Genomic DNA, 13,029 nt, shown 5'->3' on the forward strand with positions numbered 1-13,029 from the left:
CCTACAGGCCCCATCCCTGTAGGCCGGATAAGACGCACAGCGTCGCCATCCGACAATCTCAATGGCTACGCTAAACCAATAAAGAACCCGGCAATGGTCGCACTCATCAGGTTAGAGAGCGTGGCTGCCGCCAGCGCCCGCATACCCAACTGGGCGATTTCCGGCGCGCGCTGAGGTGAAATAGCCGAGAACGCCCCGACCACCACGCCAATGGAACCAAAGTTGGCAAACCCACACAGCGCAAAAGAGATGATAGCGATGGTTTTCACATCCAGGGTGCCGCCATCCTGCAAATAAGGCGAGAGATTGAGGTAAGCAACGAATTCGTTGATTGCTAGCTTCTGCCCAATCAGGCTCCCTGCCAGGGTGGCATCGCTCCAGTCAACGCCCATGATCCACGCCAGCGGGGCTAACACCCAGCCGAAGATCCCTTCGAGCGTCGCATGACCATAGCCGAACCAGCCGCCAACTCCACCAATAATGCCGTTAATCAGCGCGATAATCGCGACAAACGCCATGACCACCGTTGCCACGCCAGCAGCAATTTTCAGCCCGGTCATCGCCCCGCTTGCCGCGGCTTCGATAATGCTTTTTGGTGGCGTCTCGGTGAAAGAGAGGTTTTCGAAAGTGACTTTTGACGCTTCCGTAGCCGGACTCAGAATACGCGCAAACAGGATCCCGCCAGGAATCGCCATCAGCGAGGCTGCCAGCAGATAATCAATCGGCACGCCCATACCGGCGTAGCCAATCATCATCGAGCCCGCAATCGAGGCCATCCCGCTACAGATCGCGGTAAACAGTTCGTTGCGGTTCAGACGGTCAATAAACGGCTTCACGATCGCCGGGATCTCGTTTTGCCCGAGGAAAATCGTCGTGACCGCAACGAATGATTCAATTTTACTGATGTTCAGGGCTTTCTGGAAAATCCCGCCCAGGATGCGAATCAGCAGTCCCATCACGCCAATGTAGTACAGCAGACTGATAAGCGCGGTGACAAAAATGATCGCCGGGAGCACGCGAAAGGCGAAGATAAAGCCGGCGCCATCAAACAACACATCCATTTTTGGCCCAACCAGAGAGCCAAAAATAAAGGCACTGCCCGCGTCACTGTATGACATGACCTTATGCACGCCCAGCGCGGCCTGTTCAACCAGCCATTTGCCCGGCGGGAAATAGAGCATGATCCCGCCAATCGCGATTTGCAGCACCAGCGCGGCGCCCACGGTACGTAAGCTGATGTGCTTTTTATTCACTGACAGTAAGTATGCGATCACCAGCAGTACCGCCATACCCACAACACTTCTCATTATATCCATAATGATTTCCCTTCATGCCAGGAAACCCGGCGCGAAGCCAGGTTTTGGTGGTTTCGGGCGACCGCAAGCTGCCCGTTCGTTTCGATCAGGCGAGGCGTTGATATTCCTTCGCGATCTCGCAGGCCAGTACGGCGTTGTTAAACACCAGTTGGATGTTGGACTTCAGGCTGTCGCCTCCGGTTAATTCAGCAACGCGCGCCAGCAGGAACGGCGTGCTCTCTTTACCGATAACGCCCTGCTCTTCCGCTTCCCGGACGGCCTGGTCAATCGCCGCGTTGATTTTCTCTTCCGCCATGGCGTAGGTTTCCGGGATTGGATTGGCGACCACCAGACCTCCGTTCAGGCCGGTTTGCCATTTCACTGCCATCGCGCGGGCAATTTCCTTCGCGCTGTCGAGACGAATGCTGACCTCAAACGGACTGGTACGGCAGAAAAATGCCGGTAACGCAGTGGTCTGATAACCAATTAACGGCACACCGAACGTTTCTAAATATTCCGTGGTTAAACCTAAATCGAGAATAGATTTCGCTCCGGCACAAACCACGGTCACATTGGTATGAGCCAGTTCCTGAAGATCGGCGGAAATATCAAACGTATGTTCAGCACCGCGATGAACACCGCCAATACCCCCGGTGGCAAAAACGTGAATACCTGCAAGGGCGGCAATAATCATGGTTGAAGCGACGGTAGTCGCGCCATTTTTTCCGGCGGCTACCACAAACGGTAAATCACGACGACTGACTTTAGTTACGCTATGCCCTTCGCGACCTAATAATTCAATTTCTTCTTTACTCAAGCCGACTTTCATTACTCCGCCAATAATGGCAATCGTTGCCGGCACGGCACCATGCTTACGGATAGTTTCTTCGACTTCAATTGCCGTCTGCGCATTTTGTGGAAAAGGCATACCGTGAGAAATAATTGTCGATTCAAGCGCAACAATCGGTTTTTTACTGTTAATAGCGTCCTGGACTTCTGGCGAAATATGCAGTAATTCAGAGGAAATCGTTAATTCAGACATTCTGTGTTCTCCACAAGGGTTTTAACGTTCGCAACAGATAATTCAGGGTTGTTGGTATATTCACTGGCCAGCGCCATGGAGGAACAACCCTGCGCAAATCGAATAGAATCAATGAAAGGCATGCCTTCAACCCAGCAGGAAGCGAGTCCCGCCATCATGGCATCTCCCGCTCCGGTAACGTTAACGACATGGGTTTTTATCGGTAGCGACCAACCGCTGTCACCGTCTCTCTCACTGTAATAAACCCCATCCCCCCCCATGCTGAGAACCAGGCGATGCAGGCCACGCGCATGGAACCAGGCAGCGATTTTCGCAACATCTTCACGCCCTGAAAGCGCAATGCCGCTGAGAGTTTCCGCCTCAAGACGGTTAGGTTTGAGGGTGTGAATTTGGGCCAGACGCTCGCGGATCTTGACGCATTTCCACGCCGATACCGGGTCAACAAACACCGGGACATCCCCGACGTTATCCAGTAACCAGGCGAGCGTCTGTTCACTGATATTACAATCCGCCACAATGACACGGGCACCCCGGATAAAATCGAGATGCTGTGCCAGAAACGCCGCCGAAATATGTTCGGTAATGCTCATGTCATTGATTGCCACCAGCATTTCACCGGTATTATCGAGAAGCGATAAATAACTTGAGGTGTTCTCACCGGCAACAATCAGGCAATTATCCACATGCACGCCCGACTGATTTGTCTGCGCCAATAACGATTGTCCATAGAAATCATTGCCAACCGCCGTCATTAACCAGGAATTTTTCCCGAGCAGAGCAAGATTGTGGGCGATATTGCGACCGACCCCGCCAGGCGTAAATTTAATTTTCCCCGGATTTGAGTCCGCATAATTCAAGGAAGCATGCGAATATCCTGCAACGTCCATATTGGCGGAACCAATCGTGATGATGTATTCCTTTTCGCGCATAGCACATCTCCTGGTACGAAAATACCATGACTTTGAGATTGTTAAGACTATTCACGGCTCAAACGAATTATTAGAGCACATGTTTATATTCAAACATGTGTTTATAGTAAGCTTGTTTTTATGAAAGTAAACGCACTGGCAAGAGCAAAAGCCGCCAGACATGAACAGAATCACAATTTTTTATAGATACAGTTTGCAAGCGCGGAAATATTTGCGAGGAAGGGCACAAAACGGAGATAAAAAAAGGGCAGAGAAATCTCTGCCCTGATGTGAAGTGATGACGTTATGCCGCTTTGGCGACAGCATCCTCTTCCGGACGTTTCAGGAAGGCATAGGCCAGACCCGCAACCAGCGTACCGGCGACAATGGCAATCAGGTATCCCAACACCGGGGTAATCGCCCCAGGGATCAGCAGAACAAACAGACCACCATGCGGTGCCATCAGTTTCGCCCCGACCGCCATTGAGATCGCCCCCGTCAACGCGCCGCCAACAATACAGCACGGCAGAACACGCATTGGATCGCGCGCGGCGAAGGGAATGGCCCCTTCGGTGATAAAGCACAGGCCCAGTACCAGCGCCGCTTTACCCCCTTCCTGCTGCGCCTTGTCGAACTTACGACGCGCAACAATCGTTGCCAGACCCAGCGCCAGCGGTGGCACCATGCCTGCCGCCATAATGGCCGCCATGGGCGCATACGTTTGTGTACTCAGCAGACCAACGCCAAACGCGTATGCCGCCTTGTTAACCGGACCACCCATGTCGGTACACATCATCCCGCCGAGGATCGCCCCCAGCAGCACCGCATTCGCCGTCCCCATGGTTTGCAGCCAGTGCGTCAACCCTTCGAGGATCCCGGCGACCGGTTTACCGATGAGGTAGATCATCGCCAGACCCACCACGAGGCTGGAAATCAGCGGAATGATCAGGATCGGTTTCAGCGCTTCCATACTCTGCGGCAGCTTCAGCTTCGTGCTGATGGCCTTCGCCACATATCCTGCAAGGAAACCTGCAATGATCCCGCCAATAAAGCCAGAACCCGTGCTTACGGCGAGCATACCGCCGATAAGACCCGGCGTCAGACCCGGACGGTCAGCAATCGAGAAGGCGATGTATCCCGCCAGAACCGGCACCATCAGTGCAAAGGCTGAACCACCGCCAATCTGCATCAGCGCGGCCGCCAGCGTCCCTTCGACTTTAAACGCTTCGATACCAAAGGCGAAGGAGAGCGCGATACACAGACCGCCGGCAACCACCATCGGCAGCATGTATGACACGCCCGTCAGCAGGTGACGATACGCACCGGCACTCTCTTTTTTCCCTTCATTCGCCGCCGCCTGCGCTTTGCCGGTGGGCTCATATACCACGGCTTGCGCCACGGCGTTGTCCAGTTCTTGCGCGGTTTTCTTCAGCGCCAGACCGGTAGAGGTACGGTACATGGGTTTACCGGCAAATTTCGCCAGATCCACTTCAATGTCTGCCGCCACAATCACCAGATCCGCCTGCGCCACTTCTTCCGGAGTAATGGCATTGCCAGCGCCCACAGAACCGCGGGTTTCGACTTTCACCCACCAGCCGCGTTTTTTCGCTTCGGTTTCGATCGCTTCCGCCGCCATGAAGGTATGTGCCACGCCGGTCGGGCACGCCGTCACGGCCACGACACGTTTCGGACCGCTGGTTGTGGCAACAGGCGCAGCAGCAACCGGTGCGCTGTAAGGCTTCGCGTGCCCCTTGGCTTCGCTAAGAAACAGCTCAGGGTGCGCCACCGCCCGGGCAATATCACCCAGCCAGACTTTTTTGCCGTTCAACGCGTTGTCGTTAGGGATGGCATCGGCCAGTACGATCGCCAGTTCAGCGTCATTTGGATTGTCGATGATATCCAGATTTGCTTTATGCGCCGCCGCACCGAGCAGAGTTTTCGCCATGTAAGCGCGAGCCTGCCCGAGATTAGCGTCAATAATCAGCAGCGTTTTCATTATGCCTCTCCTGCTGTCAGTTAAACGGTTGTAAGTCGACACGCGCCATCATTGCGGCCAACTGAGGACGATCGGTAATACCCACATTGCTCTGACTGACTGCCAGCGCAGCGACGGCTGTCGCCAGACGCAGCGTATGTTCGCTGGATTCGCGCATCAGCAGACCGTAAATCAGGCCGCCAACCATCGAATCCCCGGCGCCCACGGTGCTGACCACGTCAACCGAAGGTGGTTTAGCGAGCCATTCTCCCGAGGCGTTCACCCACAGCGCGCCTTCTGCCCCCAGGGAGATCACCACATGTGCGATACCCTGTTCACGTAACGCATGCGCCGCCTCAATCACATCTTTCATTTCTGGCAGTTTGCGACCGGCCCAGATTTCCAGTTCACGGCGGTTCGGTTTCACCAGCCACGGCGCGGCTTTCAGCCCCGCGACCAAGGCTTCACGACTACTATCAAAGATAATGCATGGACACTGACTGCGCAGGCGCGTCATCCAGTCGGTAAATGCTTCCGGACTCACACCGGATGGCAGACTGCCGCTGACGCACACCATGTCGAACTGACCCAACCAGCTCAGAGAATCATTAACAAAACGCTCCCAGTCGGCAGGCGTGACCTCAAAACCGGAGAAGTTGAAGTCGGTGACTTCACCATCTTTTTCCGTCAGCTTGACGTTGATGCGGGTACGCCCCTGCACCACCTGAAAACGGTTAGCAATGCCCAGTTCGCTGAACAACTGCTGAAAACCGTCCTGGTTATCTTTGCCGAGGAAACCGCCGACCGTCACGTCGATCCCGAGATCCTTTAGCACTTTGGCTACGTTTATCCCTTTCCCCGCCGCATGCAGACCGGTCGTTTTCACCAGGTTAACTTCACCACGCTCAATTTCAGGACAGAACCCCACCAGATCGTAGGCCGGGTTTAGCGTGATGGTCGCAACACGTCTGCTCATTACGCGCCCTCCCCAAGACCGGCAGCGATGGCATCGCCAATCGCTTTCAGCGCCTGTTCAGCATCAGCCCCCTGCGCCGTAAAGCGCAGACGATGTCCTTTCTTCACGCCCAGCGCCACCACTTTCATCAGACTACGTCCATTTGCCGGTTTGCCGGTTCCATCAAGGTTTGCCACGGTAATTTCACTGTTGAATTGTTTAATCGTATTGACCAGCATGGTCCCCGGACGGGCATGCAGTCCGTGCTCATTGCGAACCACAAACTCGGCATTCAGCACATCATCAGTCAGTGCGTCATCGCTGGTCAGCAGCGCCAGAACGGTCGCCGCGTCGGCGTTCAGCAGACGGTCAGCTTTGGTCTCCAGCAGCAGATCGCCCAGACGCTTCAGCACTGCGACGGGCTGGTCGTCAGCCATGGCAACGGTCACCAGCAGTGCCGCTTTTTCGCCCTGTACGTCAAAAGCATTTGCCGCGCGACTCACCGCCACGGCGCTGCGCAGGTTGCCTTCAGCGCTGTCGCTCAACCAGATCCCCTGGCCCAGGTTCATCGGCTGTTCGTTAATTACTTTCGCGACAAACGCCGCATCTACTGCGCCTGCCTCTTTCAGACGCGCCGCGTTCAGCGCCTGCAACGTCACTAAATCGGTCGCGACGACATCCAGCATCAGCGTGTCGTTGTCGAGCTTCAGCTGCTCACTCTGCTTTTCGCCCATCAGCAACGCACGCAGTTCTTCAGCCGTGGTCGCTGACTTAAGCTGTTCAGCCACGGAGTCATCGCTCAGCACGTGCGTCAGCTGACGCAGTAAGCCAAGGTGCTCATCGGAGCTGGCGGCGATACCAATCGCCACATAAGCCACCTGACCATCACCCCAGGTTACGCCCTGCGGGAACTGAAAAACCTGAACGCCGGTTTTCAGCACCTGATCGCGGGTGTCGGTGGTGCCGTGCGGAATCGCAATCCCGTTGCCAAGAAAAGTGGACGTCTGCTGCTCGCGAGTCAGCATGCCGTCTACGTAGCCGTCCGCAACGTTACCAGCCTGCACTAACGCAGCGGCAACCTGACGGATGGCTTCCTGTTTGTCTCCGGCCTGCTCGCCCGGATGAATGTCCTGAACGGATAACTGAAACATGGTTCTCCTCTCCTGCTGAATTGAAACGATTCAGCTTACATGAGAAAAAAGACGCTATACGGTTCCCTCAACTGAAACTCGACAGCGCTGAAACGTTTCAAGAAGTCTTGCGCTTTCTGCTTCAGCACGCAAGTAAAGTTGCATTTTTGATCGCAAAATTTAGAAGCAATGCACATTTTTGCCTCACAGGCGGTATGTTGCTGAAGTCAAATCAGCGCTATTTCGCTTAAGGTTCAGCAGCGTCAGCTAACAACATTGACAGAGTGAAATGCCATTTTGATTTTTCGTGGCGATTTTGATTTGGTCATCTGTTTATTTCTCACTAAGCGGCGTAAACTCCGCGTCTCGTCACACTACTGATATCCGAACATGCACAATACCCCCGCTGCCGCCTCGCCAAAAGCGTTTGACCTGACGTCTACGGCTTTCCTTATTGTCGCCTTTCTCACCGGTATCGCCGGTGCGCTACAGACCCCTACGCTGAGCCTTTTTCTGACCGATGAAGTCCATGCGCGCCCAGCAATGGTCGGTTTCTTTTTTACCGGCAGTGCAGTGATCGGCATCCTGGTGAGTCAGTTTCTGGCGGGACGTTCAGATAAAAAAGGCGATCGCAAAAAGCTGATCGTCTTTTGCTGTGCGCTGGGTATGCTGGCGTGCGTGTTATTTGCCTGGAATCGTAACTACTTTATTTTGCTGTTTGTCGGGGTGTTTCTCAGCAGTTTTGGTTCGACCGCCAACCCACAAATGTTTGCCCTGGCCCGTGAACATGCTGACCGCACAGGCCGTGAAGCGGTGATGTTCAGCTCCATACTGCGCGCCCAGGTTTCACTCGCGTGGGTGATCGGCCCGCCGCTGGCTTACGCGCTGGCAATGGGCTTCAGCTTTACGGTGATGTACCTCAGTGCCGCGGTGGCATTCGTGGTTTGCGGTGCAATGGTATGGTTTTTCTTACCGTCCATGCGCAAAGAGACCGCGCTGGCGACCGGTACGCTGGAAGCGCCGCGCCGCAACCGTCGCGATACCCTGCTGCTGTTTGCCATTTGTACCTTAATGTGGGGTACCAACAGCCTGTATATCATTAATATGCCGCTGTTTATTATTAATGAACTGCACCTGCCGGAGAAACTGGCGGGCGTGATGATGGGGACAGCGGCCGGGCTGGAAATCCCGACAATGTTGATTGCGGGCTACTTCGCAAAACGTCTGGGTAAACGTCTGCTGATGTGCATTGCGGTCGCTGCCGGTTTTTGCTTTTACGCCGGAATGCTGGTCGCGCACTCCCCTGTTGTGCTGCTGGGTTTACAACTGCTGAACGCCATCTATATCGGTATTCTCGGCGGCATCGGTATGCTCTATTTTCAGGATCTGATGCCAGGTCAGGCAGGTTCCGCCACCACGCTCTACACCAACACCATCCGCGTCGGCTGGATTATCGCCGGATCGCTGGCGGGCATTGCCGCTGAAATCTGGAACTACCATGCCGTTTTCTGGTTTGCGCTGGTGATGATTATCGCCACTATGGCCTGCCTGGCGTGCATTAAGGATGTTTAGGGCGCGGTCAGCGCTTCAAGATCAATAAGCCAGGTCATCGCCTCGTCGCGATTCGTTAAGCACATTTCCAGGGACGGTTTGAGGCTGCGACAGACGTTGGGGCGGAGGCTGGAGCCAAAGAGGCGGCACAGGTTGTCATCCGAGAGCTGGACGCACCGGACGTTTGCCGGTTTACCCTGCGGCATGCCGGGGATGGGGCTGGAAATAGAAGGGGCAATACAACACGCCCCACAATCCGGACGGCATTCCATCATCTGACTCTCTTTATTGTGACCACCGGACAGGCGCGCACAGTACCACCTTTTTTGCACCAGCTAAAGGTGAATTCCACTTGCCTGAATGGCCCGGCGCGAGTAGTTTGACGCGATAATTTAGCGAATCTCTATAACAGGATCTTTTCGATGCCAAGAGCGAACGAAATCAAAAAAGGTATGGTACTGAATTACAACGGCAAACTGCTGATTGTGAAAGATATCGATATTCAATCCCCGTCCGCCCGTGGCGCGGCTACGCTGTACAAAATGCGTTTCTCCGATGTCCGTACCGGACTGAAAGTGGAAGAACGTTTCAAGGGCGACGACATTGTAGATACCGTGACCCTGAGCCGCCGTGGCGTCGACTTCTCCTATATCGATGGCAACGAATACGTGTTCATGGATAAAGAAGACTACACGCCTTATACCTTCACCAAAGATCAGATCGAAGAAGAGCTGCTGTTTATCCCGGAAGGCGGAATGCCGGATATGCAGGTGCTGATCTGGGACGGCCAGCTGCTGGCGCTCGAACTACCGCAGACGGTAGATCTGGAAATCGTAGAAACCGCGCCGGGCATTAAAGGCGCTTCCGCCAGTGCACGTAACAAACCCGCGACGCTGAGCACCGGTCTGGTTATTCAGGTGCCAGAATACCTGAGCGCCGGTGAGAAAATCCGCATTCATATCGAAGAGCGCCGCTATATGGGCCGCGCGGATTAACACCAGCCTGGATAACGATATCGGAAGGGACAGCAAATACTGTCCCTTTTCATGTCTAACTCTGGCTGCTGCGATAAAAATCCTCCATCAGCAGCGACTGCAGATACCGCTCATCCTCGCACATAAAACCAACAATGATGTTGACCGCTTCGGCATAAAACCCCAACGTATCCCTCTGCAGGCAACCATCACGAAACAGCGACAACCAGCGCAGCAGGTGGTGGTGTAAGAAACCATACTGCACAGAAACGGGCTCGTCTTTTTCAACCATCCTTGCCATCAGGGCCAGTTGCACCGCAACGTGATCGCTCGTTTCGTTATCCCGTGGAGCCAGCCCGTATTCAACCAGCAATCCATTCATCTGCCGGCGCTCCTGCGGTGCAGACGTATGCGGATAATGACCGGCGTAGGGTGAAATCCCCTGTGGCGGAGCAAGCAAGAATAAGGACGCGAAATCCGCCGCTAGTTCCTGTTGTCGGCAATCTCGCTGCAGCGCCTGATTCAGGCTATGCTCGAAACGCTTAACGTCACGCGACAATCCTGGAACAGAATTCAGCGATGCAATCCAGGCGCGGTGTTGAGGACTCGCCAGCCCTACAAGCTGCTCTTCCGTCAGTTCCTGAAACAGCAGTTGGGAGAACCACTGATATATCGAGGCCCGTTGCTGTACGATATTTTCAGCCTGCATGCGCCCCCTCCTCTTTGATCTCTTCCGGCCCGCCAAATCCGGTGACGTTCGGAACGTGCGCCGTATACCGCTCCACCTCAACCAGTAACGTATGCGCTGAAGGCCCTTGCGCCAGTTGCGACGTGGCAATATCCGCACTCAGCACATTCGGATCACCATAGGTACAAAGCGTTCCCGCTTTTCCACCTTCCAGCGGCGAATACCATGCCCCTTCATGGATACGAATGACGCCAGGTGCATAGTCAGGGCTAATCACCACGCCAGCCAGTATCTGGCCTCGCGCGTTAAATACACGGGCAATATCGCCAGCCTTTAAGCCTCGCGCGGTGGCATCCTGTTCGCTGATATACAGCGGTTCTCTCCCCGCGACTGCGTAGGTATGGCGAAACGTATCGCTGGAACAAAGCTGCGAATGAAGGCGTTTGTCAGGATGACAAGACTGCAGATGCAGTGGATAGTTATCTTTGCTATCGCGATGACTACGCTCGAAAGGCTCCATCCAGACAGGGTGTCCCGGACAGTCCGGATACTGAAAATCAGCGATCGTTTTGCTGTAAATTTCGATCAGACCGGAAGGCGTACCCAATGGATTTAAATCGGGCTGATCGCGAAATTCACTGTGACGAACCCAGGGTTTCCCGGCCGGGTATTCGAAATAGCCCTCTCCCTGCCAGAAGGTGTCAAACTCGGGCATGTTGATGCCGAGCGAGCTTCCCATTTTTACACCTTCGTCATAAATCGCTTTTATCCACTGCATTTCATCACGGCCTTCACGGTAAACCGCTTCCTGACCAAAACGCTTACACAGCCCGGCGAACACATCAAAATCATGCCGCGCCTCGAACTGCGGTTTCACCACCTGATGCAGCGCCATCAGCCCTTTATTCGAGTTCGTGCCGAACTGTTCAACATCGTTGCGCTCAAAACGCGTCGTCACGGGCAAGACAATATCGGCGAACCGGCAGGACGCCGTCCATTGATGATCCAGCACCACCACGGTTTCCAGCTTCTTCCATGCCTCGATCATCCGGTTACGATCCTGTTGCGCATGGAAAGGATTGGCGGCGCTGTAAATCGCCATTTTAATGTCCGGATATGTGATCGTTTCGCCGTTAAAGGCGATGGCTTTCCCTGGGTCCAACAGGCAGTCAACAATACGTGAGGTAGGTATATGCTCCGAGGCGCCGCGGAAATCGGCCTGATATTTCGCCGCTGGCGGATTGTTGATGCTGCCAAGCCCCGACAATACAGGACCGGCAGATGTGACCGTCCCACCGCCGTTGTAGTGCCAGCCAAAGCCCACGCCTCCCCCCGGCAAACCAATTTGCCCCACCATGCTGGCAAGCACCACCAGCATCCAGGGATATTGTTCGCCGTGGTGCATCCGCTGCGCACACCATCCCCCCATAAACTGCGTACGCCCTTTCACCAGTTGACGGGCAAACTGACGAATCTGATCTGCCGTCAGTCCACAAATTTCCGCCGCCCACTCGGCGTTTTTCGGCTGCTTGTCGGTTTCCCCCGTCAGATAAGGGATAAATTGCTCAAAACCCACAGTGTAGTCATTGATAAACCCGACATCATACCGTTTCTCGTCATACAGGGTATGCGCAACCCCGAGCAACAGGGCAACGTCAGTTTGCGGCCGAAGCGCGAGTTGTTCACAGTTGAGGAAGTTCTGCGACTTGCTGCGAACAGGATCCACACTGATAACGCGCATTTTTCCCTTCGCGATGGCTTCTTTTATCTGCTGCCAGTAGCCAAAAGCGTCATGATCGGGAACCAGGAACTCGATCTGTAAATTTTTAATCGGATCGCATCCCCACAGCACGATGGTATCCGTGTGTTCAATGACCAGCGGCAATGACGTTTGCTGCTCGTAAACTTCCAGCGCACCGATGACACGCGGCAGGATAACCTGTGCCGCTGCGGCCGAGTAATCGCCGACGGTCGTCACGTAACTGCCGTGCAACCCCAGCCCACGATCCATCGCTCCGCCCGCTTTGTGGTATTTTCCCACCATCTGCCAGTCGGCCAGCCCGGTAAATACACCAGAGGATCCATACGTTTTTTGTACTCGCTCCAGCTCTTCATAAAACAGGTCCAGCGCCTGATCCCAGCTCACACGGACAAAGCGATTATTCCCGCGCTGGCTGCGATCTGATTTCTCACGCTTACGCAGCCAGTCCAGCCGAACCATCGGATAACGGACTCGGGAGGGGTTGTAGACCACTTCACGCACGGCATTAAGCATATCGCAGGGGTATTTATCATGTTTAAAGGGGCGGGTTTCAACCCACTCACCGTTCTCTACCCGCGCTTCAAACGCGCCAAAATGCGAACCGGACTGGATCCACTGCTGCGGGTTTTCACCTGCCGCCCAGACTTTTTTGATGAGTGGATTTGGCCCTAATGCACTGGCGGCACCGACGGCCAGCATGCCGGTCAAGAAACGGCGTCGTGCCGGATTAAAATCGTAACTATCCATAC

At 54.6% G+C, this 13,029-nt stretch carries 11 protein-coding genes; 2 read left to right on the plus strand and 9 right to left on the minus strand.

Going from position 1 to position 13,029, the window contains the following annotated elements:
* Positions 1 to 65: 65 nt before the first annotated feature.
* The 6 genes from AL479_RS00935 to fruB all read right to left on the minus strand — a co-directional run bounded on the left by AL479_RS00935 (position 66) and on the right by fruB (position 7,326).
* Positions 66 to 1,316 (minus strand): NupC/NupG family nucleoside CNT transporter, encoded by a 1,251-nt coding sequence (locus AL479_RS00935; protein ID WP_061074718.1) that lies wholly within the window; start codon positions 1,314 to 1,316, stop codon positions 66 to 68.
* A gap of 85 nt (positions 1,317 to 1,401) precedes the next feature.
* Positions 1,402 to 2,337, minus strand: coding sequence for a pseudouridine-5'-phosphate glycosidase (locus AL479_RS00940; protein ID WP_044258629.1), 936 nt, complete (start codon positions 2,335 to 2,337; stop codon positions 1,402 to 1,404).
* Complete coding sequence (locus AL479_RS00945) at positions 2,325 to 3,266, minus strand: pseudouridine kinase (protein WP_061074719.1); 942 nt, start codon at positions 3,264 to 3,266, stop codon at positions 2,325 to 2,327. The genes AL479_RS00940 and AL479_RS00945 overlap by 13 nt, the downstream gene beginning before the upstream one ends.
* 283 nt (positions 3,267 to 3,549) lie before the next feature.
* The gene (gene fruA, locus AL479_RS00950; RefSeq protein ID WP_061074720.1) at positions 3,550 to 5,241 is read right to left on the minus strand and encodes a PTS fructose transporter subunit IIBC; all 1,692 of its coding nucleotides are present in this window, start codon (positions 5,239 to 5,241) and stop codon (positions 3,550 to 3,552) included.
* Between the two features lie 16 nt (positions 5,242 to 5,257).
* Entirely contained in the window at positions 5,258 to 6,196 is a 939-nt protein-coding gene (fruK, locus tag AL479_RS00955) for a 1-phosphofructokinase (RefSeq protein WP_042317960.1), read from the minus strand.
* A complete protein-coding gene (gene fruB / locus AL479_RS00960; protein WP_061074721.1) occupies positions 6,196 to 7,326 on the minus strand; it encodes a fused PTS fructose transporter subunit IIA/HPr protein in 1,131 nt (376 codons plus the stop codon). The genes fruK and fruB overlap by 1 nt, the downstream gene beginning before the upstream one ends.
* A 369-nt stretch (positions 7,327 to 7,695) precedes the next feature.
* Between fruB and setB the strand changes: the two genes are divergently transcribed.
* Positions 7,696 to 8,877 carry a sugar efflux transporter SetB gene (gene setB, locus AL479_RS00965; protein ID WP_061074722.1) on the plus strand — a complete coding sequence of 394 codons (1,182 nt, stop codon included), beginning with the start codon at positions 7,696 to 7,698 and terminating at the stop codon, positions 8,875 to 8,877.
* On the opposite strand, the gene AL479_RS00970 is transcribed toward setB, so the two are convergent.
* Positions 8,874 to 9,128 carry a YkgJ family cysteine cluster protein gene (locus tag AL479_RS00970; RefSeq protein ID WP_061077904.1) on the minus strand — a complete coding sequence of 85 codons (255 nt, stop codon included), beginning with the start codon at positions 9,126 to 9,128 and terminating at the stop codon, positions 8,874 to 8,876. The two genes, setB and AL479_RS00970, sit on opposite strands and share 4 nt — an antisense overlap.
* A 150-nt stretch (positions 9,129 to 9,278) precedes the next feature.
* On the opposite strand from AL479_RS00970, the gene yeiP reads away from it, so the two are divergent.
* Positions 9,279 to 9,851 carry an elongation factor P-like protein YeiP gene (gene yeiP, locus AL479_RS00975; protein ID WP_061074723.1) on the plus strand — a complete coding sequence of 191 codons (573 nt, stop codon included), beginning with the start codon at positions 9,279 to 9,281 and terminating at the stop codon, positions 9,849 to 9,851.
* A 55-nt stretch (positions 9,852 to 9,906) separates the two neighbouring features.
* On the opposite strand, the gene torD is transcribed toward yeiP, so the two are convergent.
* Positions 9,907 to 10,539, minus strand: a complete 633-nt coding sequence (torD, locus tag AL479_RS00980; RefSeq protein WP_061074724.1) for a molecular chaperone TorD — start codon at positions 10,537 to 10,539, stop codon at positions 9,907 to 9,909.
* Positions 10,529 to 13,027, minus strand: coding sequence for a trimethylamine-N-oxide reductase TorA (torA, locus tag AL479_RS00985; protein WP_061074725.1), 2,499 nt, complete (start codon positions 13,025 to 13,027; stop codon positions 10,529 to 10,531). Before torA ends, torD begins: the two co-directional genes overlap by 11 nt.
* Between the last annotated feature and the right edge of the window lie 2 nt (positions 13,028 to 13,029).

The organism is Citrobacter amalonaticus (assembly GCF_001559075.2).
GTDB lineage: Bacteria > Pseudomonadota > Gammaproteobacteria > Enterobacterales > Enterobacteriaceae > Citrobacter_A > Citrobacter_A amalonaticus_F.

What these genes read in the sequence shown, in the direction of transcription:
- torA (WP_061074725.1), bottom strand. Translation starts at nt 13,027, where the DNA reads ATGGATAGTTACGATTTTAATCCGGCACGACGCCGTTTCTTGACCGGC.
- setB (WP_061074722.1), top strand. Translation starts at nt 7,696, where the DNA reads ATGCACAATACCCCCGCTGCCGCCTCGCCAAAAGCGTTTGACCTGACG.
- fruB (WP_061074721.1), bottom strand. Translation starts at nt 7,326, where the DNA reads ATGTTTCAGTTATCCGTTCAGGACATTCATCCGGGCGAGCAGGCCGGA.
- AL479_RS00945 (WP_061074719.1), bottom strand. Translation starts at nt 3,266, where the DNA reads ATGCGCGAAAAGGAATACATCATCACGATTGGTTCCGCCAATATGGAC.
- yeiP (WP_061074723.1), top strand. Translation starts at nt 9,279, where the DNA reads ATGCCAAGAGCGAACGAAATCAAAAAAGGTATGGTACTGAATTACAAC.
- torD (WP_061074724.1), bottom strand. Translation starts at nt 10,539, where the DNA reads ATGCAGGCTGAAAATATCGTACAGCAACGGGCCTCGATATATCAGTGG.
- AL479_RS00970 (WP_061077904.1), bottom strand. Translation starts at nt 9,128, where the DNA reads ATGGAATGCCGTCCGGATTGTGGGGCGTGTTGTATTGCCCCTTCTATT.
- AL479_RS00940 (WP_044258629.1), bottom strand. Translation starts at nt 2,337, where the DNA reads ATGTCTGAATTAACGATTTCCTCTGAATTACTGCATATTTCGCCAGAA.
- fruK (WP_042317960.1), bottom strand. Translation starts at nt 6,196, where the DNA reads ATGAGCAGACGTGTTGCGACCATCACGCTAAACCCGGCCTACGATCTG.
- AL479_RS00935 (WP_061074718.1), bottom strand. Translation starts at nt 1,316, where the DNA reads ATGGATATAATGAGAAGTGTTGTGGGTATGGCGGTACTGCTGGTGATC.
- fruA (WP_061074720.1), bottom strand. Translation starts at nt 5,241, where the DNA reads ATGAAAACGCTGCTGATTATTGACGCTAATCTCGGGCAGGCTCGCGCT.